Here is a 24,857-nt window from a genome sequence, read left to right on the forward strand (position 1 = left end):
AGATCCGAAATCGGCATCATCGCAGAGCCAATGATCCCAAACGCATGCTCAATACCATGCATCTGCAAAACCTTAACAAAGGCCTCTTCCGTCGTCATCTTCATAGGGGTGCTCTCCAAGCAAGAGTGAGGAAACCGGGCACCGGGGCCCGGGGGTTGATATGGTTTTGGCGTAAGGGTGCGACCTGCGTTAGGGCCAGACGCGTCTGCGGAATATGTCCAGTGCGACCTCAGGCAGCCCGGATGGCATCCGCGATAAGTTCGACACCGGGGGCTATGCGGTTGGTCGAAATAGAAGAGTACCCGAGGCGGTAGAAGTTCTGTGGCCTGTCGGGCCCCGAGAAAAACGGAGCACCCGGTTCGATATGAACACTCTGGTTCTGCAGCTTTAGCGCAAGTTGCGTTGTGTTGACGTGCTCAGGGGCCGACATCCACATTGATGAGCCGCCCATAACACCCCGCCCGGCCACTGTCAGCCCGCTATCCTCGATGGCTTTGTCCATCGCATCGCGCCGCTCTTGCAGGGCTTTCGACATACGTCGGATCTGCGCGTCGTAATGGCCCAATGACAGAAAATACGCTGCCGTGCGCTGAATATGACCCGGAGGGTGGCGCAGGACCAACGAGCGAAGCGCACGTGCTTCGCGGATGAAAGGTTCGGATCCGACCATGTATCCAAGCCGCAATCCCGGAAACAGCGACTTGGAAAAACTGCCGACGTAAATCACGCGCCCATCCCGATCCATGGACTTGAGCGCGGGCGAAGGTGCGCTGCGAAAGGCCATCTCGAATTCATAGTCGTCCTCGACAACCATTGCATCCAGATCGCGTGCCCGATCCAGCAGCTTGTTGCGGCGGTCGACCGGCATCGTCGCAGTTGTCGGGCTTTGATGGCTGGGGGTGGTAAAGATGACGTCCGCTTTGTCTGGGATCGCCTCGGGTGGCAAGCCGTCGCGATCGACGCTCAGGGGCGTCACAGCGCAATCCCAGTGGTTCAAAAGGCTTCGCAGCGCGTAGTAGCAGGGATCTTCGATTACGGCAGTGCGATTGTGGGTCAGCAAAATGCGTGAGGCCAGCCAAAGCGCGTTCTGCGCGCCCAGGGTGATCAAGATTTCTTCGGGGCGGGCAACGATACCACGGCGCGGCAGGGTGTGGCGCGCGATGAATTCGATCAGCAACGGATCATCCTGATCCACGTAATCCCCTGTCAGCGAATCGAAGTCTTTGTGCCCCAAGGCGCGAACCGCGCATAATCTCCAGTTGGCGTGGTCAAACAAGGTCCGGTCGGCCTGACCGTAGATGAACGGATAGCGGTATTCGCGCCAGTTGCTGGGTTTCGGCAGGACGTCGCTGTCCAGAAAGCGGCGTGCCAGTGCCTTGTCCCAGTCGACAGATTCCGTGCCGCGCTGCACGGGCGAGTACTTGGGCGGAACCGGCGCGTTTTGCGAGACGTAATACCCTGACCGGCCCTTTGCTGTCAGATAATCATTTGCCAGCAACTCGGTATAGGCCAGCGTTACCGTGATGCGGCTGACACCCAGATGTGCGGCCAGCTTTCGCGAGGATGGCAGTTTTTCCCCGACATGAAAGCGACCGGACAGAATGCCCTCGGCAATCATCTGCTGGATCTGGGCCTGCAACGTGCCCTGACCGTTAAGCTCAAGAAAGAATGTTTCGACCGATATCCCCATGCCTGCTTATAGGTTGGACTTAAGGCAGGGGCAATCTGGACTTACAGCGTCATGGAAAATTTTCCCAAGGTGGGTTGACCAGGGTCTTTTGTGAAACTACAAAACTAGAAATCTAGTTTAATGGAGGCAACTCATGTGGGAAACTGCTGCTGCCGGATTTTCCGCAATGGGCTCGGAAGCCCGGCTGAAAGTCCTCAAGACACTGGTGCGGGCAGGTGAGGCCGGTCTGACCGTTGGCGAAATCCAGAACCGGACGGGGATTGCCCCGTCGACTTTGGCGCACCATCTGCGGTTTCTTGCAGCCGGAGGTGTGGTTGAACAGGAAAAGATCGGTCGCACCACGATTAACCGGGCCTGTTTTGATGAATTGAAGACGCTGGCGCAGTTTATTCTCAGTGAATGCTGCGCTGACGCGGTTGGAAAGGCGGCCAACGATGGCTGAATTGACGCAATCCCCCCGACTGACCGCCAAAGGCACGATGGAGATGATCAAGACGCCCTGGGCATTGATTGTCGTCATTCTTGCGGCGGTGGCCGTTCTCGACCCCGGCAACCTGCCTGAGGTTGCGAGTTTTGCAGTCAGGGCCTTGGCACATACGGGACAATACATCCTGTTTGCCGTGCTTCTGTTGTCATATCTCAAGGCGACGGGGGCCGAGGTGATGGTGGCGCGCGCTTTTGAAGGGCGCGAGACCCGGATGATCTTTCTGGCCGCCCTGTTCGGCGGCCTCGCACCGTTTTGCTCTTGCGAAGTCATTCCCTTTATTGCGGGCTTGCTTGCACTCGGAGCGCCGCTGTCGGCCGTGATGGCGTTCTGGCTCAGCTCGCCATTGATCGACCCGCCTACGCTTTTGATTACGGCAGCCGCGCTGGGATGGCCCTTTGCCATCGGTAAAGCGGTTGCAGCCGTTGCGCTTGGCCTGTTCGGCGGGTTCGCGGTTCGGTTGCTGATGCGGCAAGGTGCGTTCGCGCAGCCCTTGCGCGAATACAAGCCTGCCGGGTGTTGCGGATGTGGTCCGAAAGCGGATGACACGCCGGTCTGGAAGTTCTGGCAAGAGCCCGAGCGTCGCGTTCGGTTCCGTTCGGAATTCGTGCACAACGGGCTGTTCCTGCTGAAGTGGCTGGCGCTGGCCTATGTGCTCGAAGCTTTGTTGGTCAACTATGTGCCTGCGGACCTGATCGCTGGCGTTGTTGGCGGAGAAGGCGTGCTGCCGATCATTGTCGCCGCGCTGGTGGGGATGCCGGCCTATCTGAACTCTTACGTCGCGCCGCCGCTGCTGGCGGGTCTGGTCGAACAGGGCATGACCGCGGGGGCTGCGATGTCGTTCATGGTTGCGGGTGCCGTCAGTTCCATACCGGCGATGGCCGCAGTCTGGTCATTGGTCAAACCGCGCGTGTTTGCCGCCTACCTGAGCCTTGGTGTTGGGGGCGCAATAATCGCAGGTATCATCTTTCAGGTGGTTTGAATGAAAAAGCCGCCCGGTGTCAGCATCGGGCGGCTCTTTTGGTCTGAAATCTCGATCACCCGGATTCGCAGAGGCGGGGCAGTTTGAACCGATACCGGGCTTCACCGCTTTTGACGTAAACGCGTTTTTCCACGCAGGCCGTCGTTCCAACGGTTTGTGAAATCTGCGACTCGGTCGACGTAATCGACGTGGCCGATCCATCGGGCAGGCGAACCGAGGCCACGACGCCGTTCTTCAGGTCCCCGTTCACCGGCGTCGCGGACAGAACCGGTACGATTAGGAAAGCCTCGTGCTCGTGTTCGCCTTCGTCCCCCAGCAGAAACAAGGTGGTGACGATGGCAATCATGATAATACCGCCCGCCAGACCCAGCCCCCATGTCCTGAGAAAGGCATAGATCGTTACGGCGCGGTGCGGGCCGAAGATCGCAGAAAGAATGTTCAGCATGACAAGTCCGTCAAAAAGCCCCAGCCGTTCCGACCGGGGCTGATTGCCTGTTACAGACGAGGATCATCCTCGTCTTCATCATCCGCCCCGCCTTTGGGCAGGTTAAAGAAGCTGTCGGCGTCGATAACAGGCTCGTCGTCTTTTTCATCCGACCGATCCTCGGACAGCGAGAAGGTCTCCAGACCTTCGATCGCGGTCGGGATTTTCGGCGCGGCATCCATTTCGAGCGACTGCTCGGTCGAAACCAGCTTGCGACGCTCGTCATCGCTCATCACGCCGCCTTCGGCCGCTTTCTTGGCTGCGGCCTTCTGCACGATCGCATCCAGTTCGGACTGTTTGCACAGGCCCAGCGCAACCGGGTCGATCGGCTGCATGTTCGAGATGTTCCAGTGGGTGCGCTCGCGGATCGACTGGATGGTCGGCTTGGTGGTGCCAACCAGCTTGGCGATCTGGCCATCGCTGAGTTCGGGGTGGAACTTGACCAGCCACAGGATCGAGTTCGGACGGTCCTGACGCTTGGACAGCGGGGTATAACGCGGGCCACGGCGCTTTTCTTCGCCGGATGCCGCCGGGTTGAACTTGAGCTTCAGCTTGTGCAGCGGGTTGTTCTGCGCGGCGTCGATCTCATCCTGGGTCAGCTGGTTGTTTGCGATCGGGTCAAAGCCCTTTACGCCTGTGGCCACATCGCCATCAGCGATACCCTGCACTTCCAGTTCGTGCATCCCTACGAAATCCGCGATCTGCTTGAAGCTGATCGTGGTGTTGTCCACCAGCCATACGGCGGTTGCCTTGGCCATAAGCGGTTTTGCCATCAGCCCGTCTCCTATACATACATCTTTCCCGTCGCCGGAATTCGGCGGCCCCTTGGTCTTGGGGCAGGTTTCCGTTGTCGGGGAACTTGGCCCGTATATAGTCGCCACGCAGCAAGAAGGGAAGAGGCGAATGCGCTGGGTCGTATTGTGGGTCTTCAGCGCGATGGCAGCGCTGGCCGAAGGTGAAAAAGCAGGTGAGTTCGACTATTACGTCCTGTCGCTTAGCTGGTCGCCCAATTGGTGCGCCCGCGAAGGGGACGCACGCGGGTCAGACCAATGCGACGACCGGCACGACCACGGATGGATCCTGCACGGGCTCTGGCCGCAATTTCATCAGGGCTGGCCATCCTTCTGCCGCTCGCCCGAGGCACCGCCGACACGCCGCATGACGCGGGAAATGGAAGATATTCAGGGCAGTGCGGGCCTTGCATGGCATCAGTGGAAGAAACACGGCACCTGTTCGGGGCTATCTGCGCCCGACTATTTCGCCCTGTCCCGGCGTGCCTATGATGCGGTCGAACACCCTCAGGTGTTCCGCAAACTGGACGCTTCCGTCAAACTGCCGGCTTCGGTGGTCGAGGATGCGTTTTTGAAGGCCAATCCGGGGCTTGAGCGCGATATGATCACGGTCACCTGCAAACAGGGCTATATTGAAGAGGTCCGCCTGTGCCTGTCGCGCGACCTTGATCCGGTGCCATGCGGCCGCAATGTGATCCGCGACTGCACAGCCAAGGACGCGCTGTTCGATCCGATTCGTTAAAGCTTTTTGTTCTGGCAGTCCCGCGCATAGTCCAGCGCCTTGGCGGTGCCTTTCAGATCAATCGCCATCACCACCTCGCCCGCGGGATTGTAAACCGTCATCGTCTTGTTCTGGGCAATCGCGGTGACGAAATTCCGGTCGGTGAAGAACACTGTCGCACCGGGCACTTTGCGTTCATTGAACCCGATGGCGGTGGCATCAAAGCTCTTGCCGTCCAGTTCGAACCGGATGGGATAGCTTTTGCCCTGTTCAATATTGCCCCAGGCCTTGTTGTAAACGGCGAAGTACCCGCGATTGCCCAACGCGTCATAGCCCAGCCGCACGACCGAGAGGTCCTGATAGACCGTCTGGATCAGACACCCGTTCCCAAGCGCCGGGTCCATCATGATGTTCCAGCCTTCAACAAAGCCTTTGTCGACGAGTTCCTGCGACAGGGCAGCGGTTGCGGAGAAGGCGGCGAAGGTGAAGGCGAGAAGGCGGGTCATGGGCGGCTCCAAAATAATCGCTGAGTTTACCTATCCTTAGAGTAGTTCCATGGTCATCCAAAGTCGCTTTTTTGTCACCGCGACTGTTCTGACAACGATGATGAGTACAACATGAGTTTCGAACCCAAGCAATTTGTTCAGGTCACTATGGTTTCAACTCCGTTTGAAAGATGAAACACGCAACCCTGAGTTCGGGGTAGCTGTAGCAACTTGTCCAGATCGAGACCCAACCAAAGCCCTCTCAGCACCAAGGACGTGACGCCGTGGGTTACTATGATCGCAGGTTCATCTTGTTCCTTCAGAAATGAGTCTACTCTACCGCAGATGTCATCAAAGCTTTCCCCACCCGGGCTGCGGAAGAACCAATGATAGCTTTCATAGGAACAATCGATTTGCTCTCGGATGAAATCACGCGTTGCGCCTTCCCATTGCCCAAACGCGATTTCCATAAGCCGTTCATCATGTATCAACTCATGATGAGGCGTCGTTGCCAAGCGGGCGGTATGCATTGCTCTCTTTTGCGGGCTGACGAAAACGCGCAAAGGTGCATTCGGTATTCGCCTGAGTATCTCATTTTGTTTCCGGGCCTGAGACTTGCCAATTTCCGTCAACGGCGAATTCTTGCGCCCTTGGAACTTCCCCAGTGTGTTCCATTCGGTTTCGCCATGTCGCAGCACAAAAAGATCTGGATACTTGTTCAAGATGTGTACCTGAATTGAATACCGTTTGAGGTGCCGTTCTTGTTGCCTCTTTTTAAGGACGCTGATTAATAGATGCTGACCTAAATTTCCTTGCGCGCCCGGAGCGCCGCCGTGATCGTTCCGTCATCCAGATAATCCAACTCTCCGCCGATGGGCACGCCTTGCGCAAGTGAGGTCAGGCGCACCTGACCTTCCAGCTGGTCCGCGATGTAATGGGCGGTGGTCTGACCGTCGACGGTGGCGTTCAGGGCAAGGATCACTTCGGTGATCCCTTCGGCCAGGACCCGATCCTTGAGGCGGGGAATGCGCAGCTCGTCCGGGCCGACCCCGTCCAGTGCAGACAGCGTGCCACCCAGCACGTGATAGCGGCCTTTGAAGACGCCTGACCGCTCCATCGCCCAGAGGTCGGCGACGTCCTCGACCACGCAGAGTTCGCCGGTCGCTCGGGCCTCACTATTGCAGATGTCACAGATATCGGTGGTGCCTACGTTGCCGCAATTCAGGCATTCGCGGGCGGTGACGGCCACTTGCTGCATAGCGTCTGACAGGGGCGTCAGCAGCAAGGCGCGTTTGCGGATCAGGTGCAGCACCGCGCGGCGGGCCGAGCGCGGGCCCAGCCCCGGCAGTTTGGCCATCAGGTCGATCAGATTGTCGATTTCGCTGTTCGTTCCCATGGCCTGTCCTGCTTTGCGCCGGAGGGAGCCTCCGGCGGGAGTATTTGCGAAAAGATGAAGCTTAGAACGGTAGCTTGATGTCTTTGGGCAGGCCCATGCTTTCGGTCAGCTTGCCCATCTCTTCCTGTGAACGTTCGGCAGCTTTGGCCTGAGCGTCCTTGATCGCGGCCAGGATCAGGTCTTCGACCACTTCCTTGTCGTCGCCGTTGAAGATCGACGGATCAATGTCCAGCCCCTTGAGTTCACCCTTGGCTGTAGCTGTTGCCTTGACCAGTCCTGCACCGGATTCGCCGACAACCATCATGTTGTTCAGTTCTTCCTGCATTTCGGTCATCTTGGTTTGCAGGTCTTGTGCGGATTTCATCATCTTGGCCATGTCGCCCAGACCGCCAAGCCCGCCGAGTCCTTTCAGCATCAGTCGTCTCCTGTGTTTCTGTTTGGTTCTAAATACGGACCGCAGGCAGGCGGCACAAGAGGTCTCCCGCCTGTCCAGATCAGAGCGTCGCGGACCGATCATTTATGCGCTTGCATTCCCTCCCTCAGTTGCATGGTGGAGGGGCGTGAGTATGCTGGTTTCTTGAAGCGTGGACCTGCGGGCTGAGGGGCTAATCCTCTTCGAAGGGGTCCCATTCATCTTCGACCTCGGGAAGGGCCTCGGTCTCAACCTTGGCGGCGCGCTGCTCCGGTGTTTCGATCCGAATGATCTTTGCCTTGGGGAATTGCGTCAGCACTGCCTGAACCAGCGGGTGTTCTTCGGCCTCGGCTTTCAGGGCAAGTTCGGCCCGGTCCCGTACTTCCGCAATGGTCGCCGCATCTCCGTCCGAGACAATGGAGACGGCCCACCGATTGCCGGTCCATCGTTGCAGGGCAGAGCCCAATCGCGACGCCAGATCCGACGGTGCCTGAGGCGTCGGGGTGAATTCGATCCGGCCGGGCTGATACGACACAAGGCGCACGCCGCTTTCCACCTCGACAAGCAGTTTCACATCGCGGTTTGTGCGGATCAGTTCCACCACATGCCCGAAGGTTGGATAGCGGGCCAGGGCCGTCTGTGCATCCTGCGACAGTGCGGCAACCGGTGCGCCACCCGCTCCGCGCGGGGGCGATGTATAGGCAGGCGGGGCCCCGTTGGATTGCGTTGCCACCGGGGCCTGTCGCGACATTGACATGCCTCCGCCCGGCCCGCCGGGAGGCGGAGGCGGGGTGTCTTGCAGCCGTTTGATCAGCTCTTCGGGGCTGGGCAAATCAGCGACATGCGTCAGTCGGATAACAGCCATCTCGGCGGCCATCATCGCGTTGGGCGCCGCAGAGACTTCTTCCAGCGCCTTCAGCAGCATCTGCCACATCCGGGTCAGAACCCGCATCGGCAAAGCCTCGGCCATGTGCTGGCCCCGTGTGCGTTCGTCGGGGGAAACCGTCGGGTCTTCGGCCGCGTCAGGTGTGATCTTTACGACGGACACCCAATGCGTGATTTCGGCCAGATCGCGCAGAACGGCCAGAGGGTCCGCGCCTTCCGCATATTGCCCGCTCAGTTCAGTAAGCGCCCCTGCCGCGTCACCGCGCAGGATCATGTCCATCAGGTCCAGAACACGACCTCGATCCGCCAGACCCAGCATCGCACGGACCTGATCTGCCGTCGTCTCACCGGCCCCGTGTGAAATTGCCTGATCGAGCAGTGAGGTCGCGTCGCGGGCCGACCCTTCTGCAGCGCGGGTGATCAGCGCCAGTGCGTCGTCGGCGATCTGCGCGCCCTCGGCCCCGGCGATCTTGCGCAGCAGACCGATCATGTCTTCGGGCTCGATCCGGCGCAGGTCAAACCGCTGACACCGCGACAGAACCGTGACCGGCACTTTGCGAATCTCGGTGGTCGCGAAGATGAACTTCACATGCGCGGGCGGTTCTTCCAACGTCTTGAGCAGCGCGTTGAATGCGCTGGTCGAGAGCATGTGAACCTCGTCGATGATGTAGATCTTGTAGCGCGCACTGGCGGCGCGATAGCGTACACTGTCGATGATCTCGCGGATATCGTTGACGCCGGTACGGCTGGCGGCATCCATTTCCATCACATCCACATGGCGGCCTTCCATGATTGCGACGCAATGCTCGCACTGACCGCAGGGTTCGGTTGTGGGGCCACCGGTTCCGTCGGGTCCGATGCAGTTCATGCCCTTGGCGATGATCCGCGCCGTGGTCGTTTTTCCCGTTCCGCGAATGCCGGTCATGATAAAGGCCTGCGCGATCCGGTCGGCCTCGAAAGCGTTCTTCAGGGTGCGCACCATGGCATCCTGCCCCACCAGGTCGGCAAAGGTTTCCGGACGGTATTTGCGGGCGAGAACCTGATAGGCGGGGCTGGGCGTGTCTGTCATGTCTTCTCGCTCGGATTCGGTGCTTCGGCACAGCGTAGTGGCGGCGGCAGCCCGCGTCCACTGTGGGGCGCGATGATTTTTTGTTTCAGGAACGGCCTGGTTTCCAACTAAACTGGACCAGCGGATTTAATGACTCATTTCTTAAAGAGTACCTTGGGGGAGGACGCACTTCATGTCGCAATTGGTCATCTTTGCTCTGCAGGTCGGAGGCGGGACGCTTGCCCTTACTTCTATGCCCGGGCGTGGCGGGGATTACGCCACCGATCTGGATACGATTGCGGCGTGGAAACCGGGCCTTGTGATTTCAATGACGACGGATGTCGAAATGCTTCAGGATGGCGCGCAGCACTTTGGCAGTGACATCCAAAGCCGGGCCAGCCGGTGGGTTCACCTGCCAATCGAAGATTTTGGGGCGCCAACGCAAGCGGTTCGGAAGGCCTGGCCAGAGGTCAGCGCCACGGCCCGACATGCACTGTCGGGTGGTGGCCGGGTCCTAGTGCACTGCCGTGGTGGGTGCGGCAGGTCCGGGATGATTGTTCTGCGACTGATGGTTGAATGCGGTGAACGCGCCAGTGACGCACTGGACCGCCTGCGGGCCGTACGCCCGTGCGCTGTCGAAACCGATGCGCAGCTGGCCTGGGCGTCCCGGATCACGCCGGCACAGGTGGAAGTGGGATCAAGCTGAAAGCTGCTGAGGTGCGTAACCGAATTTCGGGGGTCGGATCGTTGAAACCTCGATCATGGCGCAAGGCGGGTTCGCGACAATGCCCGATGGCAGCGTGCTGAATTGAGGTCCGAAGATCAAATCGGCATAGGCATCCAGATCCCGAATTGCTGTATCAGGGTGCGCCCCGCAGAAAACGCGAACGCCGTCGGATCGCGCTCGGATCGCCGCCATGCACCCCTCCGCGCAATGTGACAGCGCGCTGTTACCTTCAAATTCGAAATCCTCGCTGGTGGCCGAAACCGCCTGCGCCATGGCTTCGGAAATCGAGCGGGCCAGTCGCGCCAAAGCCGGGCAGGTTTTGCCCGTCCGCTGGCACACAGTTGCGCTGTATACGTGTGATTTTGTCTTCCAGATCATCCTGCGCCCTCCGCGCGTGGTGGGCTGGATATTGGAGCAGGTGGGACAGCATCTCGCTGTCAGGACCTGCCCGGACACCCCGCCCGAGTTTCGGTTTCAGTTCCGATGGCAGGTCTCCTGACTTGCGGGTCATTGCTCTGCCGACCTTCCCAGCCCATGGGCCAGTGGTATTTCGGCATTGCTTACCGCTTACAGTTGCGGGGGCAGTCGCGGACTAGGTTGATGTCTGTATGACCAGACAAACCGCACCGTGTTCCCTTTTCATCCCGACCTCTTGTGGGGGCCGGAAACCATCACACAACCGCTAGCGCCTGATCGCGTTCCGAGTCAAGCCGATCTTTAGGCCGGACGTTTGGTCATGCTGGATGCGATTTACGTTCCGGCCTAGTGTCGTCGGCATCGAAGGCAGGCAAACCATTGTTTCAGGGAAAGCCGGGGATCATGTTGGATTCGGAACAGACGGTGTTGATCGAAGATTTCCGCTTTCCGTCCGGGTCTGTGACCTTGTCGGCGCGGCTGTACCGGCCAGTGGGTGAGCCGGAAACCGTTGTCGTGCTGAACAGTGCCACAGGTGTGCCGCGTGACTATTATCAACACTTCGCGCGATGGCTGGCCGCCGAGCGGGGGATAGCTTGCCTGACCTATGACTATCGGGACTACGGGCTTTCTTTGGTCGGCCGCCTGAAAGACGCAACCGCGACAATGGCGGATTGGGCGTTGATCGACATGCCAGCGGCACGGGCCGAGATGCGCAGGCGGTTTCCTAAGGCGCAGCAGTGGACCATCGGCCATTCGGTCGGTGCGATGCTGGGGCCGGTGCAGCCGGATATCGACCAGATCGACCGTATGATCGGTGTGTGTTCGGGGCTGGTGACTTTGAAAGATCACCCATGGCCCTATCGGGGTTTGGCGGGGCTGTTCTGGTATGGCCATGCACCGCTGATGGTGCGGGCACTTGGCTATCTGCCCGGCAAAGCAATCGGGTTTGGGTCGGACCTGCCCGCCTCGGTCTACTGGCAATGGCGCAAATGGTGTACAGCTCCTCTTAGCTACGTTCCCGAGATCGGGCAGAATTTGCCTGATGCGCATTGGGGCAGTTCTGGAACACCTGTGGATCTGTTTACCTTCGAAGATGACCAGATGGCTCCGCCCGAGGCGGTTTGGCGCCTTGCCGATCTGTACGGCCCCGAGGCCAGACGCCACCTTCTGAAGCCCGCTGAATTCGGACTGCCGGAGGTTGGTCACATTGGGGCATTTGCCCGGCGCAATGCAGCGGTCTGGCCGCGCCTGATCGCCTGATCAGACGCGACGCAGGTTTTCCATAACACCTTGCAGCTATGGCCGTTTACGAAGTTTCTTGTCCTGCATGACACCGCGCACCATCTTGCCAAACGCCCTGTCCCGCGCCCGCGATTGCGCAACGGTTTCCGAGTTTCGCTGATCTTCACGCCGCAGCTTGCGCCAGCGGTCCAGCCGCGCCGGATCAAGCACGCCTTCGTCGATTGCGCTCTGCACGGCACAGCCGGGCTCGGTTTCGTGCTGACAATCCGAAAAGCGGCAGCTTTGGCCAAGCTCTGTGATGTCCGAGAATACGTCGTCGATCCCGTCCTGGGCGTCCAGCAGGCGCAATGCGCGCATTCCGGGCGTGTCGATCAACCATCCACCGTTTCTCATCCGGTGCAACGCGCGCACCGTTGTCGTGTGCCTGCCCCGTGCGTCGTCTTCGCGAATTCCAGACGTGGCGAGGTTTTGATCTGTCATGGTGTTGCTGAGCGTCGTTTTACCCACGCCCGACGACCCGACCAGCGCGCCGGTCTGGCCTTTGGGACACCATGCCAGAACCTTTTCGACATCTGCCGGATCCCGAGCGTTGATCGTCAAAACCGTCAAAAACGGGTCCAGAGATTCCACTTGTCCCGAGAAACTTCCGGGATCATCCGACTGGTCAGCTTTCGTCAGGACAACAACCGGATAACATCCGGCCTGGTGCGCAAGAACCAGATAACGTTCCAGTCGGGGAAGGTTGAAGTCCGCATTGCACGAGCTGACGATGTACAAAACATCGACATTGGCCGCAATCAGTTGGGTTGCGGCACCTGTACCGGCAGCTCTGCGTTGCAGCAGGCTGCGCCGGTCCAGAAGGTGGCGCACGCGGTTTTCGGCGTCTGCAATGACCCAATCTCCGACGGCATATGAACCGGTCGGATTATCCGGTGTCAGCAAAGGGATTTCACCATCCGGGCTCAGCCCGATCAGACGGTCCCGATGTACCGATGCGATACGAAAGGGCGTGTCAGAAGGAAAAGCCGCGTGTTGCGCGGCAAAGTGAGAGGACCATCCCAGGTCCGAAAGCGTATAGGACATTTATCTGCCTGTTTTCAAAAACAGCAATGCCAACGGATGGCAATCGCGCATCCGCAGGTCGTGTGTTCAGGCAGTCCGGCGATTCCGGTGAATCAGAACCAGTCTGCCTGAAGGGTTTTCAATACAATCATAAAGCCCTCCTGCGGCTATGGTTCACGAAGTGAGAGGTTGGACATCGACCCAAGCGGGGCTCGTTGTGGCTGCTTCCTTCCGGACCTGACCAGGTTGGCGAGGCGCTCGCCCGCGCCAACCTCTCGAGTCCGGATATAGGGAAGGCATCGGGAAAAGACAACCCGTCAGAGCGTCAGGCGGATTCGTTCAAATCCCCTGCCATCCGAGCCCAGCAGCACGGGATCGAACCTGCGTAACTCATCCAGATATTTCAGGGCGCCCGGACCTGTTCGAAGAATTGTCGTCACGCCCCGCCGCGGCATCAGCGAGAACGGGTAGGGCTGTGAGACGGTCGGATCAGGTGGAAGGTGCTGTGACAGGTAATCCCGCACAAGGTCCTTGATGCTCAGCGGTGGCAGGCTGATCTGCTCTGTCGTTGTCGCATGCGGAAAATGCCCGCCTCCGCTGGCGCGGTAATTGTTCAGCGCCATAACGAATATCTGCTCCGGTCGTACGGGATGGCCTGTATATGTCAGATCACTGATCCGCCTGTGGTCGGGATGGATCATTTTCCCCTGCGCATCGTATCGCGGCGGCTGCGTGGGGTCGATCTGATAAGACAGTCCAAACACGATGTCGAAATTGTACCCGGCCCGTTCAGGGTTGATCAGTTCGGGTTCGGAACCAGACTTTAACTGGTTGAATACGCTGGCTGACATCTCCAACCAGTCCAGCAGGTGCGCACCGCTGATCCGGATTGCGCGCAACTCGTTGGGAAACACATGCAGATCCGCGACATGGCGTAGACATATCTCTCCGGCGGGTACCTCGGTATAATGGCGGGGTCCTGCGCGCCCGCCGGATTTGGCAGGCGAAACAACCGACAATATCGGCAGACCCGCCAGATCGGTTCCCTGCAAAAACGGGCGCAGTGCGGCGGCTTGCGCCGCAGCTACAAGAGTCAGCCCGCGATCCGGCGCACAGCAACTGAAATAGCTGTGCAATGTATCCGGGATATGTGCCACCGGTGCGGCAACGGATTGACGGGTCATACGATGTGCCACCTCACACAAGCCCGCAATTTCACTGTCTTCCCCGACGGCTGTGCCGTTGCTGATAACCGGGCGCAGTTCGACGCAGCAATCCCGGATTTGCACTTTGCCGTCCGGCCCGGCGGTCACGGCCAAATCGATAACCCCCAGGTAAGAGCCCGCTGATCCCGGCATGACAACGGGCGTTCCATGTACCAGCCCCGTCAGGTGATCGACCATCGGGGTATTGGCGTGACCCTCTCCTGGAAGTGTCAGGTGAGTGTGCCCGGCTACAATGGCATCGATGCCATTGATTGCGGCTAAGGGTATCACGGCGTTTTCCATCCCCGCCACCGGTTCGCTGCCCCCAAGGCCGGAATGGGCAAGCGCCACGATGATATCACACCCCTCGTCGCGCAAAGTCTGCGTCAGGGACTTTGCCGCAAGCAGGATATCCTCGACGACGATATCGTCATCCAGATTATGTGCCTCCCAACAGGCCGTTTGCGGCGGAAGAACCGAGAAGATGCCGATGCGAACAGGAATGTCTTTACCGTTCAAAGACACAGTGCGGTTCAGAACGATATGCCGCTGCCAGGGCTGAGGTCCGCGCGTGCGATACAGGTTGCTGCAAACGACCGGACAGGGGGCTTGCGTCAGGATGTTGCCCAATGACGGCAGCCCGAACCCGAGATCATGGTTACCCAGCCCGATCGCGTCATAATCTAGGGCTTCGAACGCCTTCATCATCGGATGGGCGGTGCCACTTTTTGCTGCCCAATCGCCCATTGGGGTTCCCTGCAACGAATCCCCGTTGTCAAACATCAGCACCAGCGCGCGTTCGGCCTCTTGTCGGGCAGCGCGGATCAGGCTGGCGGTGCGCGTCAATCCAATCGTCTGGTCTGGCGTGTCGGTGTAATAGTCAAAACCGGTCAGGTTCATATGCAGGTCGGTTGTGGCCAGAATGCGAATTTTCCCACTGTCACCAATGGGCTGTACCTGCGTCGAGAAGGGGATCTTCACTTTGAGTATTCTGCTATTGAATGTGGGTATTGATTAAATCCATCAAAATTCACTCTAGATGATTTTTCCGAGGCCACCATGCGGCTTTTCAGCGGCAGGGTGGTGGATTTTCCGTCCCTGAATAGCCATTGCAACACAGGCCGAGACGTGGCAGCCCTGTGCGCAAGATCAAAAGGAAATCCAATGAAAAACGCAGAGCAGGTAACCTTCGGGGGTTCGGGCCTTGATCGGGCGGCGCAGTATCGCGGAGATGCGGACAAGCTGACCGAGGCGATGCACAACCCGGCTGCCCGCTGTATCTTGCTGTGGCGTGGAAAACTGCTGGTACAGGGTGAGGGGCTGGACCAGCTTGCCATGATCCCAATGACGCATCCGCTGATCAGCAATGGTCCCGGCGGCGTCATTGAATCCCCGGTGTTTTTGGGTCTGAGCGCTGACAGCGCCCCCGTGTTTGCCGTTGATATTTCCGCATGGACAGCCGAGGGGCTGGATCTGACCAGTCTGGGCGCCTTCGTGGACAAGTCCGAACAACAACACCCGGATTTACCGCAAGGCCACGTGTTTGCCGAACTGCGCCGGATCATGACACGGCTGTCGGCGCGCGACGCGGAACTGGCGGCAACGTCAAAGGCAATAATCGGCTGGCATGAAACGCATCGCTACTGTGCCCGATGTGGTGCCGCCAGCGAGGTGTCGCAGGGGGGATGGCAGCGCAGTTGCCCGTCCTGTGGCGGGCAGCACTTTCCGCGCACCGATCCGGTTGTGATCATGTTGATCACGCATGGTGACAGCGTGCTGATGGGCCGGTCTCCGGGTTGGCCTGATGGGATGTTCTCCTTGCTGGCGGGATTTGTTGAGCCCGGCGAAACACTTGAGGCAGCAGTGCGCCGCGAAGTGATGGAAGAGGCGGGCGTGCCGGTAGGTGCGGTTTCGTACCTGTCCAGCCAGCCCTGGCCGTTCCCGGCCTCATTGATGTTTGGATGTGCGGGTGAGGCGCTGTCACGCGACATCGTGATCGACCCGGTCGAGATAGAAGAGGCGATGTGGGTCAGCAAATCCGAAATGATGCAGGCCTTTGCTGGCGATCATCCTAGGCTATTGCCAGCGCGCAAAGGGGCAATCGCTCATTTTCTGCTTCAGAACTGGCTTGCAGATACTCTGGACTGAGGAAACATTGGCTCAGCAATAATACAGCAAAGGTCATTATGCAGTTTTCAGCGCGCGAAGATATCGAGGCCCCCATCCAATCGGTATTCGACATGGTGTCGGATTTCGAAAGATTCGAGCGTATGGCAATGCGCCGTGGCATCGATGTGCGCCGTTTGGGCGGTGGCACAGCGGTGACTGCCGGAACCGAATGGAATACGGAGTTTAAACTGCGCGGAAAGCCGCGTCAGATGTCGGTGGTGATGACGGATTTCGACAGGCCTTCGCAAATGCGATTTGACGCTGCCAGCAAGGGCATTACCGGGTTCACGACCGTGGATTTTCTGGCCCTGTCCCCGCGCCGGACGCGCCTGAGCGTTGAAATGTCACTCGCAGCCAAGTCCCTGCCGGCACGGTTGCTGTTGCAATCCATGAAGCTGGGGCAATCCAGATTTCGCAAGCAGTTTCAGGTGCGTCTCAGCGAATTCGCACGCGAGTTGGAGCAAAGGCACCTGCATGGCGGCTGAGACACAAGATCGCACCGCAGGTGCGAGAGGCCCGGACCACCTGAATTTCAAACCCGCATCCGAAAGCGATGCCGAAGGGGTCGCTGGTGTTCTTCACGATCTGGTCTTGGCTGGCAAGCGGCGCAAAGCCCACGATGTCGATTTTGCCCTAAGGCACTATATTCGCCACCCGGATCAATTGCGGTGTACAATCGCCACGGACCCGAATGGTCACGTGCTTGGGTTCCAATCCCTGAAATATGCGGTCGAAAACAACCCCTATGACGTGTCAGTGGGGTGGGGCGTGATTGGAACCCATATCCGACCATCAGCCGCCCGGCTTGGGATCGGGCGCGCACTTTTCGCGCACACTCTGGACGCGGCCCGCGCGCATAGTCTCCCTGCTATCGATGCAACAATTGGCGCAGGCAATACCGAAGGTCTGGCCTACTACGAAGCCATGGGTTTCCGGACCTACCGCACGCAAGATGGGTCTGTGTCAAAGGTCTACCGGATTAACCGCTGGAGAGCGACGATTCCAGGCGCAGCGGCGCGGGACATTGGGAGCCACCGGCATTGCAAACAGCTTCGAAAAACGGGCAACATCCAAACAAGCCCAAAGGAATGCCGTCGCGAACCGTGATTATCCACGCGGATGTGCTGCCGGATAGACGCCCAGAACCTCGACATTTGTCGTGAAATGCTCAAGCTCGTCCATGGCCAGCTGCACGTTGCGGTCTTCGGGATGCCCGACGATATCCGCGTAAAACTGCGTCGCGGTAAAGGAGCCGTCGACCATATAGCTTTCCAGCTTGGTCATGTTGATCCCATTGGTGGCAAACCCGCCCATCGCTTTGTAAAGCGCAGCAGGGATGTTGCGGACCTGAAACACAAAGCTGGTGATCATCCCATGATCGCCCCGGCGGGACAAATCCGTTTCGCGCGACATGACAAGAAAGCGGGTCGTGTTGTCGTCATTATCCTCGATATGGCGGGCCAGAACGTTCAGGTTATAGATCTCACCGGCCAGCTCGCTGGCCAGCGCGGCTGAATGCGGATTGCCTTCCTCGGCCACTTCGCGGGCGGCGCGGGCGTTATCGGGGCTGACGCGGCCGCGAATGCCGTGTTCCTTCAGGAAACCCGCACATTGCGGCAGCAGCACCAGATGCGAATGCGCCTCGGTTATGTCTTCCAGTTTTGCACCCGGCACGGCAAGAAGGTTGATATGAACCCGGACAAAGGCCTCATCGATGATATGCAGCCCGCTGTGGGGTAACAGCCGGTGAATATCGGCCACCCGCCCATAGGTCGTGTTCTCGACCGGAAGCATTGCCAGATCCGCATCGCCTGAGCGGACCGATTCGATCACATCCTCGAAGGTGCGGCAGGGCAGGGCTTCCATATCTGGCCGAGCGTTGCGGCAAGCCTCGTGACTGTAGGCGCCGGGTTCCCCCTGAAAAGCAATGCGATTGGTCATTTGGTCGATTCCATGCAACAAGTTCGCGATTTGGTCGTTTCGTCGCGGTGTCTATACCTTGCCTCTCGCAAGGGGAAGCCTTAGACAGCTGCCCAGACAGCTGAAATGGACTCGCGATCAATGTTCGACACGATGACAGTAACCAAGGCCGCCGCAGGCCTGTTCGGCACATTCCTGGTGCTGCTTCTGGCCAAGTGGGGGGCGGATGTCCTCTATTCTTCCGGTGGCCATGGCTCGGCTGAGGCCGCCTACATTATCGAAACCGAAAGCTCGGGCGAAAGCGCCGACGGTGAAGAAGTGGTCTTTGAGGACCTGCTGGCCGCCGCAGACGTCGAGAGCGGCGCAAAAGTGTTCCGCAAATGCACCGCGTGCCACAAGCTGGAAGACGGCGCAAACGGCACCGGCCCTTACCTGTACGGTGTGGTTAATCGCCCCGTCGCCTCGGCCAACGGCTTCACCGGTTACTCGGCCGGTATGCAGGCGCATGGCGGCAACTGGACACCCGAAGCGCTGGATGCCTTCCTGACCAAGCCCGGCAGCTATATCTCGGGCACATCGATGAGCTTTGCCGGCTTGAAAAAGCCGCAGGATCGTGCCGACGTGATTGCCTATCTGCAGACAATTGGCAACTGATTGCCTGACCGATCAGAACCATTCAAAGCCGCTGCCGCAACGCAGCGGCTTTTTTGTCTGAAGAAACCTTCACAAAGTGCTCACGCATTCTAAACTTGAATCTGCACGTGCTGGCACTTTAGCTAGCGGTTACGACATTGACGGTGACAATGACCGAGAGGATGAGCAATATGATATCCCTGATGCCTGCTGCACGTGATCTTGAGGTAAGGCCATGGGTTGGCATTTTGGGGCTCTGTGCCGCTCTGATTGCTCCGCATGCTGCACAGGCGCTGGATGAGGGGGTCACCCGCAGCCACGGGTATTCGTATTTCGGAAATCTGGATTACCCGGAAGACTATGCGCATCTGAATTATGTGAATCCCAACGCCCCCAAGGGTGGCGAGCTTTCGCTGGCAGCCTCTGGAACGTTCGATTCTCTCAACCCCTATTCACGCAAAGGGCGCGCCGGTGCGCTGACCACATTGCAATATGACCGTCTGTTTGAAAGTACCGAAGACAGTGTCGGGCAGTATTACGGCGTAGTTGCGGAAAGTCTGGAATATGACGAAGGGCGCAATTTCGTCATTTTCCATTTGCGCCCCGAAGCAACTTTTTGGGATGGCACGCCTGTCACGGCGGAAGATGTTGTCTACAGCCACCGTTTGTTCATCGAACAGGGCCTGCCGTCTTACGCGCAGGCCGTTGGCCGCATGGTGACAGGGGCCGAGGCGTTGGATGATCATACCGTCAAATTTACCTTCAATCCCGAAGTCACCCGCCGCAGCCTGATTGAAACTGTCGGCTCAACTCCTGTTTTCTCAAAAGCATGGTTCGACGCGGATGAGACACGGCGGCTGGATGAACCGCGGCTGGAAGTGGCGGTGGGCTCCGGCCCCTACAAGCTCGACAGCTACGACATCAATCGCCGCATCGTTTACAAACGCCGGGACGATTATTGGGGCAAGGACCTACCTTTCAATGTCGGCCGCAACAACTTCGATACCATCCGGGTCGAGTATTTCGCTGATCAGACGGCAGCGTTCGAGGGTTTCAAGGCGGGTGAATACACATTCCGGATCGAAAGTGACCCCAAGCTTTGGACGACCGGGTATGACTTCCCTAAGCTGGATGAAGGCACAGTTATTCGGGATGAGATCGCGGATGGCAGCCCGCCGACACCTTCGGGCTTTGTCTTCAATCTTGGAAAACCGCAATTTGCCGACAAGAATGTCCGCAAGGCCCTGGCCCTGGCCTTCAATTTCGAATGGACGAACGAGTCATTGTTGTTCGGTTTGAACACGCCGCGGAATTCTTTCACGCAAGGAACCCCGATCGAGGCGCAAGGCCTGCCCGAAGGGACGGAGCTGGCGTTCCTGCAGGCGTTGGGCGACGTTGTTCCCGAAGATGTCCTGACGGAACCCGCTGTTGTGGCGCACGAATCAAACCCTGCACGCCTGAATGACCGAAAAAACCTGCGCAAGGCTGCCAACATGCTGGACGAGGCAGGCTGGTCCGTCGGCGAAGGCAATATTCGTCGCAATACCGACGGGCAGACTTTGAAGGTTAATATTCCATATCCTTCAAACCTGCCGACCTCGACCGCAACGATGATCGAAACCTATGTCCAGAACCTGCAATCCATCGGGGTGGATGCCTCGACCGAGAAAGTTGATCCGGCGCAATACACTTTGCGCAGCCGCGAGCGGGATTATGACATGGTCTATTCCACGCGCTACGGATCGTTCTTGTCTACCGGGGGCGGTCTGAGCCAGATGTACGGATCGGAAGAAGCGGCCTTTAGTCTGTTCAACCCGGCAGGTCTGGCCAGCCCCTTGGTCGACGCGATCATCGAGGCGTCCTTTGAAACGGACAATCAGGCAGATCAGGACACGGCGTTGATGGCTTTGGATCGCGCCTTGCGGTACGAGTTTTTCGTAATCCCCGTGGGGTACATCGCAGAATACTGGACAGCATATTACGATATGTACGAATACCCGGAAAACCTGCCGCCCTATTCACTGGGTTATCTTGATCTGTGGTGGATCAATCCGGAAAAACAGGCTGCGTTGAAAGCGAAAGGCGCGCTGCGATAACATGGGCGCCTATATACTAAGACGCTTATTGCTGATCATTCCGACCCTTCTGGGTATCATGATCGTCAACTTCACGCTGGTCCAGTTCGTACCTGGCGGGCCGGTCGAACAGATCATCGCGCAAATCGAAGGTCAGGGTGACGTATTCGCCGGGTTCGCCGGAGGGGGCGACGCCGGTGCGGGTTCCGAACCGGCGGGCGGTGTCTTCGACGACAAATATGTCGGCGCACGCGGCCTTCCGCCCGAGTTTATTGCCGAACTTGAAAAAGAATTCGGCTTCGACAAGCCCCCGCTTGAACGGTTCGTGATCATGATGGGCAACTATCTGACGTTTGATTTCGGCGAGAGTTATTTCCGCTCGATCAGCGTGATCGACCTGGTGCTGGAAAAGATGCCGGTCTCGATCTCGCTGGGGCTGTGGTCGACCCTGATTGCCTATCTGGTCTCGATCCCGCTGGGTATTCGAAAGGCGGTCAAGGATGGATCGCAATTCGATACCTGGACAAGCGGGGCGATTATTGTGGCCTATGCCATTCCGGGCTTTCTGTTTGCGATCCTGCTGCTGGTGCTTTTTGCTGGCGGGTCATACTGGCAAATCTTCCCGCTGCGTGGCCTGACGTCGGACAATTGGGACAGCCTGAGTTTCTTTGGCAAGATCACGGATTATTTCTGGCACATAGCGTTGCCGACGATTGCGCTGACAATCTCGGCTTTTGCGACACTGACCCTGCTGACCAAGAACTCGTTTCTGGATGAGATCAAGAAACAGTATGTCATGACAGCCCGCGCCAAAGGGCTGAGTGAACGCAAGGTTCTATACGGTCATGTCTTCCGCAACGCGATGCTGATTGTGATTGCAGGGTTCCCGGCCGTGTTCATCGGGGTGTTTTTTGGCGGGTCGATCATTATCGAGACGATTTTCTCGCTGGATGGACTGGGCCGTTTGGGGTTCGAAGCTGCCGTTGCGCGCGATTACCCGGTGATCTTCGGCACGCTGTTCATCTTCGGTCTGATGGGGCTGGTCGTCGGCATTATCAGCGACCTGATGTATGTGCTGGTCGACCCGCGCATCGATTTCGAAAAGCGGGAGGGGTAAATAAATGGCTTTGTCCCCGCTGAACCAACGCCGCTGGAGCAACTTCCGCCGCAACAGACGGGCCTTCTGGTCGCTGATCATATTCGCTGTGTTGTTCGGCCTGTCGTTGTTTGCCGAATTCATCGCCAACGACAAACCCATCCTCGTGAAATATCGGGGAGAGTACTTTACGCCGGTTTTCAACTTCTATGCCGAAACAGAATTTGGCGGTGATTTCCAGACCGAAGCGATCTATCGCGACCCCGAAGTTCAGTGCCTGATCGACAGCGGCGGATTGGAAGACTGTTTCGACGATCCCGAAGGCATCATCGAGCAGATCGGCGCCGGTACATTCCAGGCTGAGGGGTTTGAACGCGGCTGGTCGCTCTGGCCGTTGATCCCCTATTCCTTCAATACCTCGGTGGACCGGCCCGGCGCGGCACCCCTGCCGCCCAACGGCCAGAACCTGCTGGGTACCGATGATACCAAGCGCGACGTGCTGGCCCGCGTGATTTACGGCTTTCGTTTGTCGATCCTGTTCACGCTGCTGGTGACGGGTGCGGCTAGCTTGATCGGGATTTTCGCGGGTGCCATCCAAGGGTTCTTTGGTGGCTGGCTGGACCTGATCTTTCAGCGGATCATCGAGATCTGGTCCGCAACCCCGTCGCTTTACGTGATCATCATCATGTTTGCGGTGCTGGGGCGAAGTTTCTGGTTGCTGGTCGCGCTGATGATCCTGTTCAGCTGGACCGGGCTGGTTGGAGTGGTGCGCGCCGAGTTCCTGCGGGCGCGGAACCTTGAATATGTGCGCGCGGCGCGGGCGCTGGGTGTTGGCAACATGACGATCATGTTCCGCCACATGCTGCCCAATGCGATGGTGGCCACGCTGACCTTCATGCCGTTCATCGTCACCGGAACCATCGGCGGGCTGGCTTCGCTGGATTATCTGGGCTTTGGCCTGCCGTCCTCGGCCCCCTCGCTGGGAGAGCTGACCTTGCAGGCCAAGCAGAACCTTCAGGCCCCATGGCTGGCCTTCACCGCCTTCTTCACCTTTGCCATCATGCTGTCGCTGCTGGTCTTCATCTTTGAAGGCGTGCGGGATGCGTTCGATCCCAGAAAGACCTTCTCATGAGCTTGTTGGATGTGAAAAACCTCAAGGTCTCGTTCCGTCAGGATGGGCAGATCAACGCGGCGGTCAAAGGCGTGTCCTTCACCGTGGACCGCGGTGAAACCGTCGCGCTGGTGGGTGAATCCGGATCAGGAAAATCCGTGACGGCGTTATCGACCGTTTCCCTGCTGGGCGACAGCGCGTTGGTCGAAGGCTCAGTCACCTATGACGGGCAAGAGATGATTGGCGCCTCGGAACAGCATCTGATGGATGTGCGGGGCAATGACATCAGCTTTATCTTTCAGGAGCCGATGACCTCGCTGAACCCGTTGCACACGATCCAGAAACAGATGGCTGAATCGCTGGCCCTGCATCAGGGTGTGGCTGGCGATGTGGCACGGGACAGGATTGTCGAATTGCTGACCAAGGTCGGTATCCGCGACCCTCAAGACCGGCTGGACAGCTATCCGCATCAGTTGTCGGGCGGTCAGCGGCAGCGTGTGATGATCGCCATGGCCCTTGCCAACAAACCGGACATCCTGATCGCGGATGAGCCGACAACGGCACTGGATGTGACCATTCAGGCGCAGATCCTCGAGCTGCTGGCTGAATTGCAGAAATCGGAAAACATGGGGATGCTGTTTATCACCCATGATCTGGGCATTGTGCGCCGCATCGCCGACCGGGTCTGTGTGATGAAAGACGGCGAGATTGTCGAGACCGGCGTGACGGCCGAGATATTCGAGAACCCGCAGCACCCCTATACCCGCAAACTACTGGCGGCAGAACCGTCGGGTCAGCCTGAACCCGTTGCCACAGATGCGGAAGAGGTCGCACGCACCAATCACCTCAAGGTCTGGTTCCCGATCCAGCGCGGGTTTCTGAAGCGTACGGTTGGATATGTGAAAGCGGTGAACGACGCGACCCTCAGCGTGCGCGCGGGTGAGACGTTGGGGATTGTTGGCGAAAGCGGGTCGGGCAAGACCACACTGGCACTGGCCATGATGCGGCTTATCGCGTCCGAGGGGGGCATCACCTTTCGCGATCAGGACGTGCGCAAATGGTCCACGCGGGAACTGCGCCGGTTGCGCAAGGACATGCAGATCGTGTTTCAGGACCCGTTTGGCAGCCTCAGCCCGCGGATGACCTGTCAGCAGATCATTGCGGAAGGTCTGGCCATTCACAACGTCGACCCGGACCGCGCGCCACGCGAACTTGTGGCCGAGGTGATGACCGAAGTGGGGCTTGATCCGGCGACGATGGATCGATACCCGCACGAGTTCTCCGGCGGTCAGCGTCAGCGCATCGCCATTGCCCGCGCGATGGTTCTGCGGCCCAAACTGCTGGTCTTGGACGAGCCAACCAGCGCGCTGGATATGACCGTTCAGGTTCAGATCGTCGATCTGCTTCGCAATCTGCAACAGAAATACGGGCTGGCTTACCTATTCATCAGCCACGACCTGAAAGTCGTACGGGCGATGTCGCACAACGTGATCGTCATGCGAAATGGGGATGTGGTGGAAATGGGTGCGGCCGAGGCTTTGTTCGAAAACGCCCAGACCGACTATACCCGCGAGCTGATTGCAGCGGCGGGATAGCATGAAAAAACAAAGAAATGACTACGTCGGTAAGGCATTCTTCGTCGGGATTTCTTGCTTAGTTGCATTCAGCAGCCAAGAGTTCCGAACCTCTTTCAAAGCTCAAGTTGGTCTAGGTCTCGCAGTTTTCGCAGTTTTGTTTGGCGCGGCGCTTTGGGAATGGCTCAAGTCCAAGTGGTGACTGTACAGAGGTAGGGTCGAAGGCACTTGTGCCTTCGACAGTCTCA

The 24,857-nt window shown here is 58.5% G+C and carries 26 protein-coding genes, 1 other RNA gene and 1 riboswitch; of the genes, 14 read left to right on the top strand and 13 right to left on the bottom strand.

Going from position 1 to position 24,857, the window contains the following annotated elements; translation table 11 throughout:
• Positions 1-229: 229 nt before the first annotated feature.
• The gene (gene pdxR / locus AC2FND_RS13370; RefSeq protein ID WP_209507694.1) at positions 230-1,690 is read right to left on the bottom strand and encodes a MocR-like pyridoxine biosynthesis transcription factor PdxR; all 1,461 of its coding nucleotides are present in this window, start codon (positions 1,688-1,690) and stop codon (positions 230-232) included.
• A 133-nt stretch (positions 1,691-1,823) separates the two neighbouring features.
• Here pdxR and AC2FND_RS13375 point away from each other — a divergent pair, with 133 nt between their 5' ends.
• Complete coding sequence (locus tag AC2FND_RS13375) at positions 1,824-2,132, top strand: ArsR/SmtB family transcription factor (RefSeq protein ID WP_209598296.1); 309 nt, start codon at positions 1,824-1,826, stop codon at positions 2,130-2,132.
• Positions 2,125-3,156 carry a permease gene (locus tag AC2FND_RS13380; RefSeq protein WP_496770253.1) on the top strand — a complete coding sequence of 344 codons (1,032 nt, stop codon included), beginning with the start codon at positions 2,125-2,127 and terminating at the stop codon, positions 3,154-3,156. Before AC2FND_RS13375 ends, AC2FND_RS13380 begins: the two co-directional genes overlap by 8 nt.
• A 55-nt stretch (positions 3,157-3,211) precedes the next feature.
• On the opposite strand, the gene AC2FND_RS13385 is transcribed toward AC2FND_RS13380, so the two are convergent.
• Positions 3,212-3,601: a hypothetical protein gene (locus AC2FND_RS13385; protein ID WP_209507700.1), complete on the bottom strand. Its 390-nt coding sequence runs from the start codon at positions 3,599-3,601 to the stop codon at positions 3,212-3,214.
• 50 nt (positions 3,602-3,651) lie between these two features.
• The gene (locus tag AC2FND_RS13390) at positions 3,652-4,413 is read right to left on the bottom strand and encodes a DUF1013 domain-containing protein (RefSeq protein WP_209507702.1); all 762 of its coding nucleotides are present in this window, start codon (positions 4,411-4,413) and stop codon (positions 3,652-3,654) included.
• A 130-nt stretch (positions 4,414-4,543) separates the two neighbouring features.
• Between AC2FND_RS13390 and AC2FND_RS13395 the strand changes: the two genes are divergently transcribed.
• Positions 4,544-5,173 carry a ribonuclease T2 family protein gene (locus AC2FND_RS13395; RefSeq protein ID WP_496770255.1) on the top strand — a complete coding sequence of 210 codons (630 nt, stop codon included), beginning with the start codon at positions 4,544-4,546 and terminating at the stop codon, positions 5,171-5,173.
• Here AC2FND_RS13395 and AC2FND_RS13400 read toward each other — a convergent pair.
• The 5 genes from AC2FND_RS13400 to AC2FND_RS13420 form a co-directional block, all read right to left on the bottom strand.
• Positions 5,170-5,658 carry a hypothetical protein gene (locus AC2FND_RS13400; RefSeq protein ID WP_496770256.1) on the bottom strand — a complete coding sequence of 163 codons (489 nt, stop codon included), beginning with the start codon at positions 5,656-5,658 and terminating at the stop codon, positions 5,170-5,172. The genes AC2FND_RS13395 and AC2FND_RS13400 overlap by 4 nt on opposite strands.
• Before the next feature lie 137 nt (positions 5,659-5,795).
• Positions 5,796-6,335 carry a histidine phosphatase family protein gene (locus AC2FND_RS13405; RefSeq protein ID WP_480484703.1) on the bottom strand — a complete coding sequence of 180 codons (540 nt, stop codon included), beginning with the start codon at positions 6,333-6,335 and terminating at the stop codon, positions 5,796-5,798.
• Positions 6,336-6,439: 104 nt separating this feature from the next.
• Complete coding sequence (gene recR, locus AC2FND_RS13410) at positions 6,440-7,033, bottom strand: recombination mediator RecR (protein WP_480484672.1); 594 nt, start codon at positions 7,031-7,033, stop codon at positions 6,440-6,442.
• 61 nt (positions 7,034-7,094) lie between these two features.
• Positions 7,095-7,448 (bottom strand): YbaB/EbfC family nucleoid-associated protein, encoded by a 354-nt coding sequence (locus AC2FND_RS13415; protein WP_209507712.1) that lies wholly within the window; start codon positions 7,446-7,448, stop codon positions 7,095-7,097.
• A gap of 190 nt (positions 7,449-7,638) precedes the next feature.
• The gene (locus AC2FND_RS13420; protein ID WP_496770259.1) at positions 7,639-9,399 is read right to left on the bottom strand and encodes a DNA polymerase III subunit gamma/tau; all 1,761 of its coding nucleotides are present in this window, start codon (positions 9,397-9,399) and stop codon (positions 7,639-7,641) included.
• A gap of 172 nt (positions 9,400-9,571) precedes the next feature.
• Here AC2FND_RS13420 and AC2FND_RS13425 point away from each other — a divergent pair, with 172 nt between their 5' ends.
• Entirely contained in the window at positions 9,572-10,084 is a 513-nt protein-coding gene (locus AC2FND_RS13425; RefSeq protein WP_480474097.1) for a protein-tyrosine phosphatase family protein, read from the top strand.
• Here AC2FND_RS13425 and AC2FND_RS13430 read toward each other — a convergent pair.
• Positions 10,076-10,297: a hypothetical protein gene (locus AC2FND_RS13430; protein ID WP_496770261.1), complete on the bottom strand. Its 222-nt coding sequence runs from the start codon at positions 10,295-10,297 to the stop codon at positions 10,076-10,078. The two genes, AC2FND_RS13425 and AC2FND_RS13430, sit on opposite strands and share 9 nt — an antisense overlap.
• Here AC2FND_RS13430 and AC2FND_RS13435 point away from each other — a divergent pair.
• Both AC2FND_RS13435 and AC2FND_RS13440 read left to right on the top strand, forming a co-directional pair.
• Positions 10,296-10,604, top strand: a complete 309-nt coding sequence (locus AC2FND_RS13435) for a hypothetical protein (RefSeq protein ID WP_496770263.1) — start codon at positions 10,296-10,298, stop codon at positions 10,602-10,604. The two genes, AC2FND_RS13430 and AC2FND_RS13435, sit on opposite strands and share 2 nt — an antisense overlap.
• Positions 10,574-10,792: riboswitch (cobalamin riboswitch) on the bottom strand. It overlaps the preceding gene by 31 nt.
• 132 nt (positions 10,793-10,924) lie before the next feature.
• Entirely contained in the window at positions 10,925-11,782 is an 858-nt protein-coding gene (locus AC2FND_RS13440; protein WP_496770265.1) for an alpha/beta hydrolase family protein, read from the top strand.
• Positions 11,783-11,818: 36 nt separating this feature from the next.
• Here the strand turns inward: AC2FND_RS13440 and rsgA are convergent, their stop codons facing one another.
• The 3 genes from rsgA to AC2FND_RS13455 form a co-directional block, all read right to left on the bottom strand.
• Entirely contained in the window at positions 11,819-12,847 is a 1,029-nt protein-coding gene (rsgA, locus tag AC2FND_RS13445) for a ribosome small subunit-dependent GTPase A (RefSeq protein WP_496770266.1), read from the bottom strand.
• 158 nt (positions 12,848-13,005) lie between these two features.
• Positions 13,006-13,104, bottom strand: an RNA gene (gene ffs, locus AC2FND_RS13450) — signal recognition particle sRNA small type.
• Between the two features lie 39 nt (positions 13,105-13,143).
• The gene (locus AC2FND_RS13455) at positions 13,144-15,012 is read right to left on the bottom strand and encodes a bifunctional 2',3'-cyclic-nucleotide 2'-phosphodiesterase/3'-nucleotidase (protein ID WP_496770269.1); all 1,869 of its coding nucleotides are present in this window, start codon (positions 15,010-15,012) and stop codon (positions 13,144-13,146) included.
• 183 nt (positions 15,013-15,195) lie between these two features.
• On the opposite strand from AC2FND_RS13455, the gene nudC reads away from it, so the two are divergent.
• The 3 genes from nudC to AC2FND_RS13470 are packed head-to-tail and all read left to right on the top strand — an operon-like array spanning position 15,196 to position 17,307.
• A complete protein-coding gene (nudC, locus tag AC2FND_RS13460) occupies positions 15,196-16,179 on the top strand; it encodes an NAD(+) diphosphatase (protein ID WP_496770270.1) in 984 nt (327 codons plus the stop codon).
• Between the two features lie 38 nt (positions 16,180-16,217).
• Positions 16,218-16,685 (top strand): SRPBCC family protein, encoded by a 468-nt coding sequence (locus AC2FND_RS13465; RefSeq protein WP_209598284.1) that lies wholly within the window; start codon positions 16,218-16,220, stop codon positions 16,683-16,685.
• Positions 16,675-17,307: a GNAT family N-acetyltransferase gene (locus tag AC2FND_RS13470; RefSeq protein ID WP_496770271.1), complete on the top strand. Its 633-nt coding sequence runs from the start codon at positions 16,675-16,677 to the stop codon at positions 17,305-17,307. Before AC2FND_RS13465 ends, AC2FND_RS13470 begins: the two co-directional genes overlap by 11 nt.
• Here the strand turns inward: AC2FND_RS13470 and AC2FND_RS13475 are convergent, their stop codons facing one another.
• Entirely contained in the window at positions 17,308-18,141 is an 834-nt protein-coding gene (locus tag AC2FND_RS13475; RefSeq protein WP_209507731.1) for a prephenate dehydratase, read from the bottom strand. It lies immediately after the preceding gene.
• Positions 18,142-18,261: 120 nt separating this feature from the next.
• On the opposite strand from AC2FND_RS13475, the gene AC2FND_RS13480 reads away from it, so the two are divergent.
• From AC2FND_RS13480 to AC2FND_RS13500, 5 genes are all read left to right on the top strand, one after another.
• Positions 18,262-18,774, top strand: a complete 513-nt coding sequence (locus AC2FND_RS13480) for a c-type cytochrome (protein WP_209507801.1) — start codon at positions 18,262-18,264, stop codon at positions 18,772-18,774.
• Between the two features lie 170 nt (positions 18,775-18,944).
• On the top strand, positions 18,945-20,849 hold the full coding sequence (locus AC2FND_RS13485) for an extracellular solute-binding protein (RefSeq protein WP_496770273.1): 1,905 nt from the start codon (positions 18,945-18,947) through the stop codon (positions 20,847-20,849).
• 1 nt (position 20,850) lies between these two features.
• Entirely contained in the window at positions 20,851-21,945 is a 1,095-nt protein-coding gene (locus AC2FND_RS13490; protein ID WP_267363536.1) for a microcin C ABC transporter permease YejB, read from the top strand.
• Between the two features lie 4 nt (positions 21,946-21,949).
• A complete protein-coding gene (locus AC2FND_RS13495; protein ID WP_496770275.1) occupies positions 21,950-23,056 on the top strand; it encodes an ABC transporter permease in 1,107 nt (368 codons plus the stop codon).
• Complete coding sequence (locus AC2FND_RS13500; RefSeq protein ID WP_496770276.1) at positions 23,053-24,630, top strand: ABC transporter ATP-binding protein; 1,578 nt, start codon at positions 23,053-23,055, stop codon at positions 24,628-24,630. The genes AC2FND_RS13495 and AC2FND_RS13500 overlap by 4 nt, the downstream gene beginning before the upstream one ends.
• The last annotated feature ends 227 nt before the right edge of the window (positions 24,631-24,857 follow it).

Source organism: Ruegeria sp. BHSB056 (assembly GCF_059613305.1).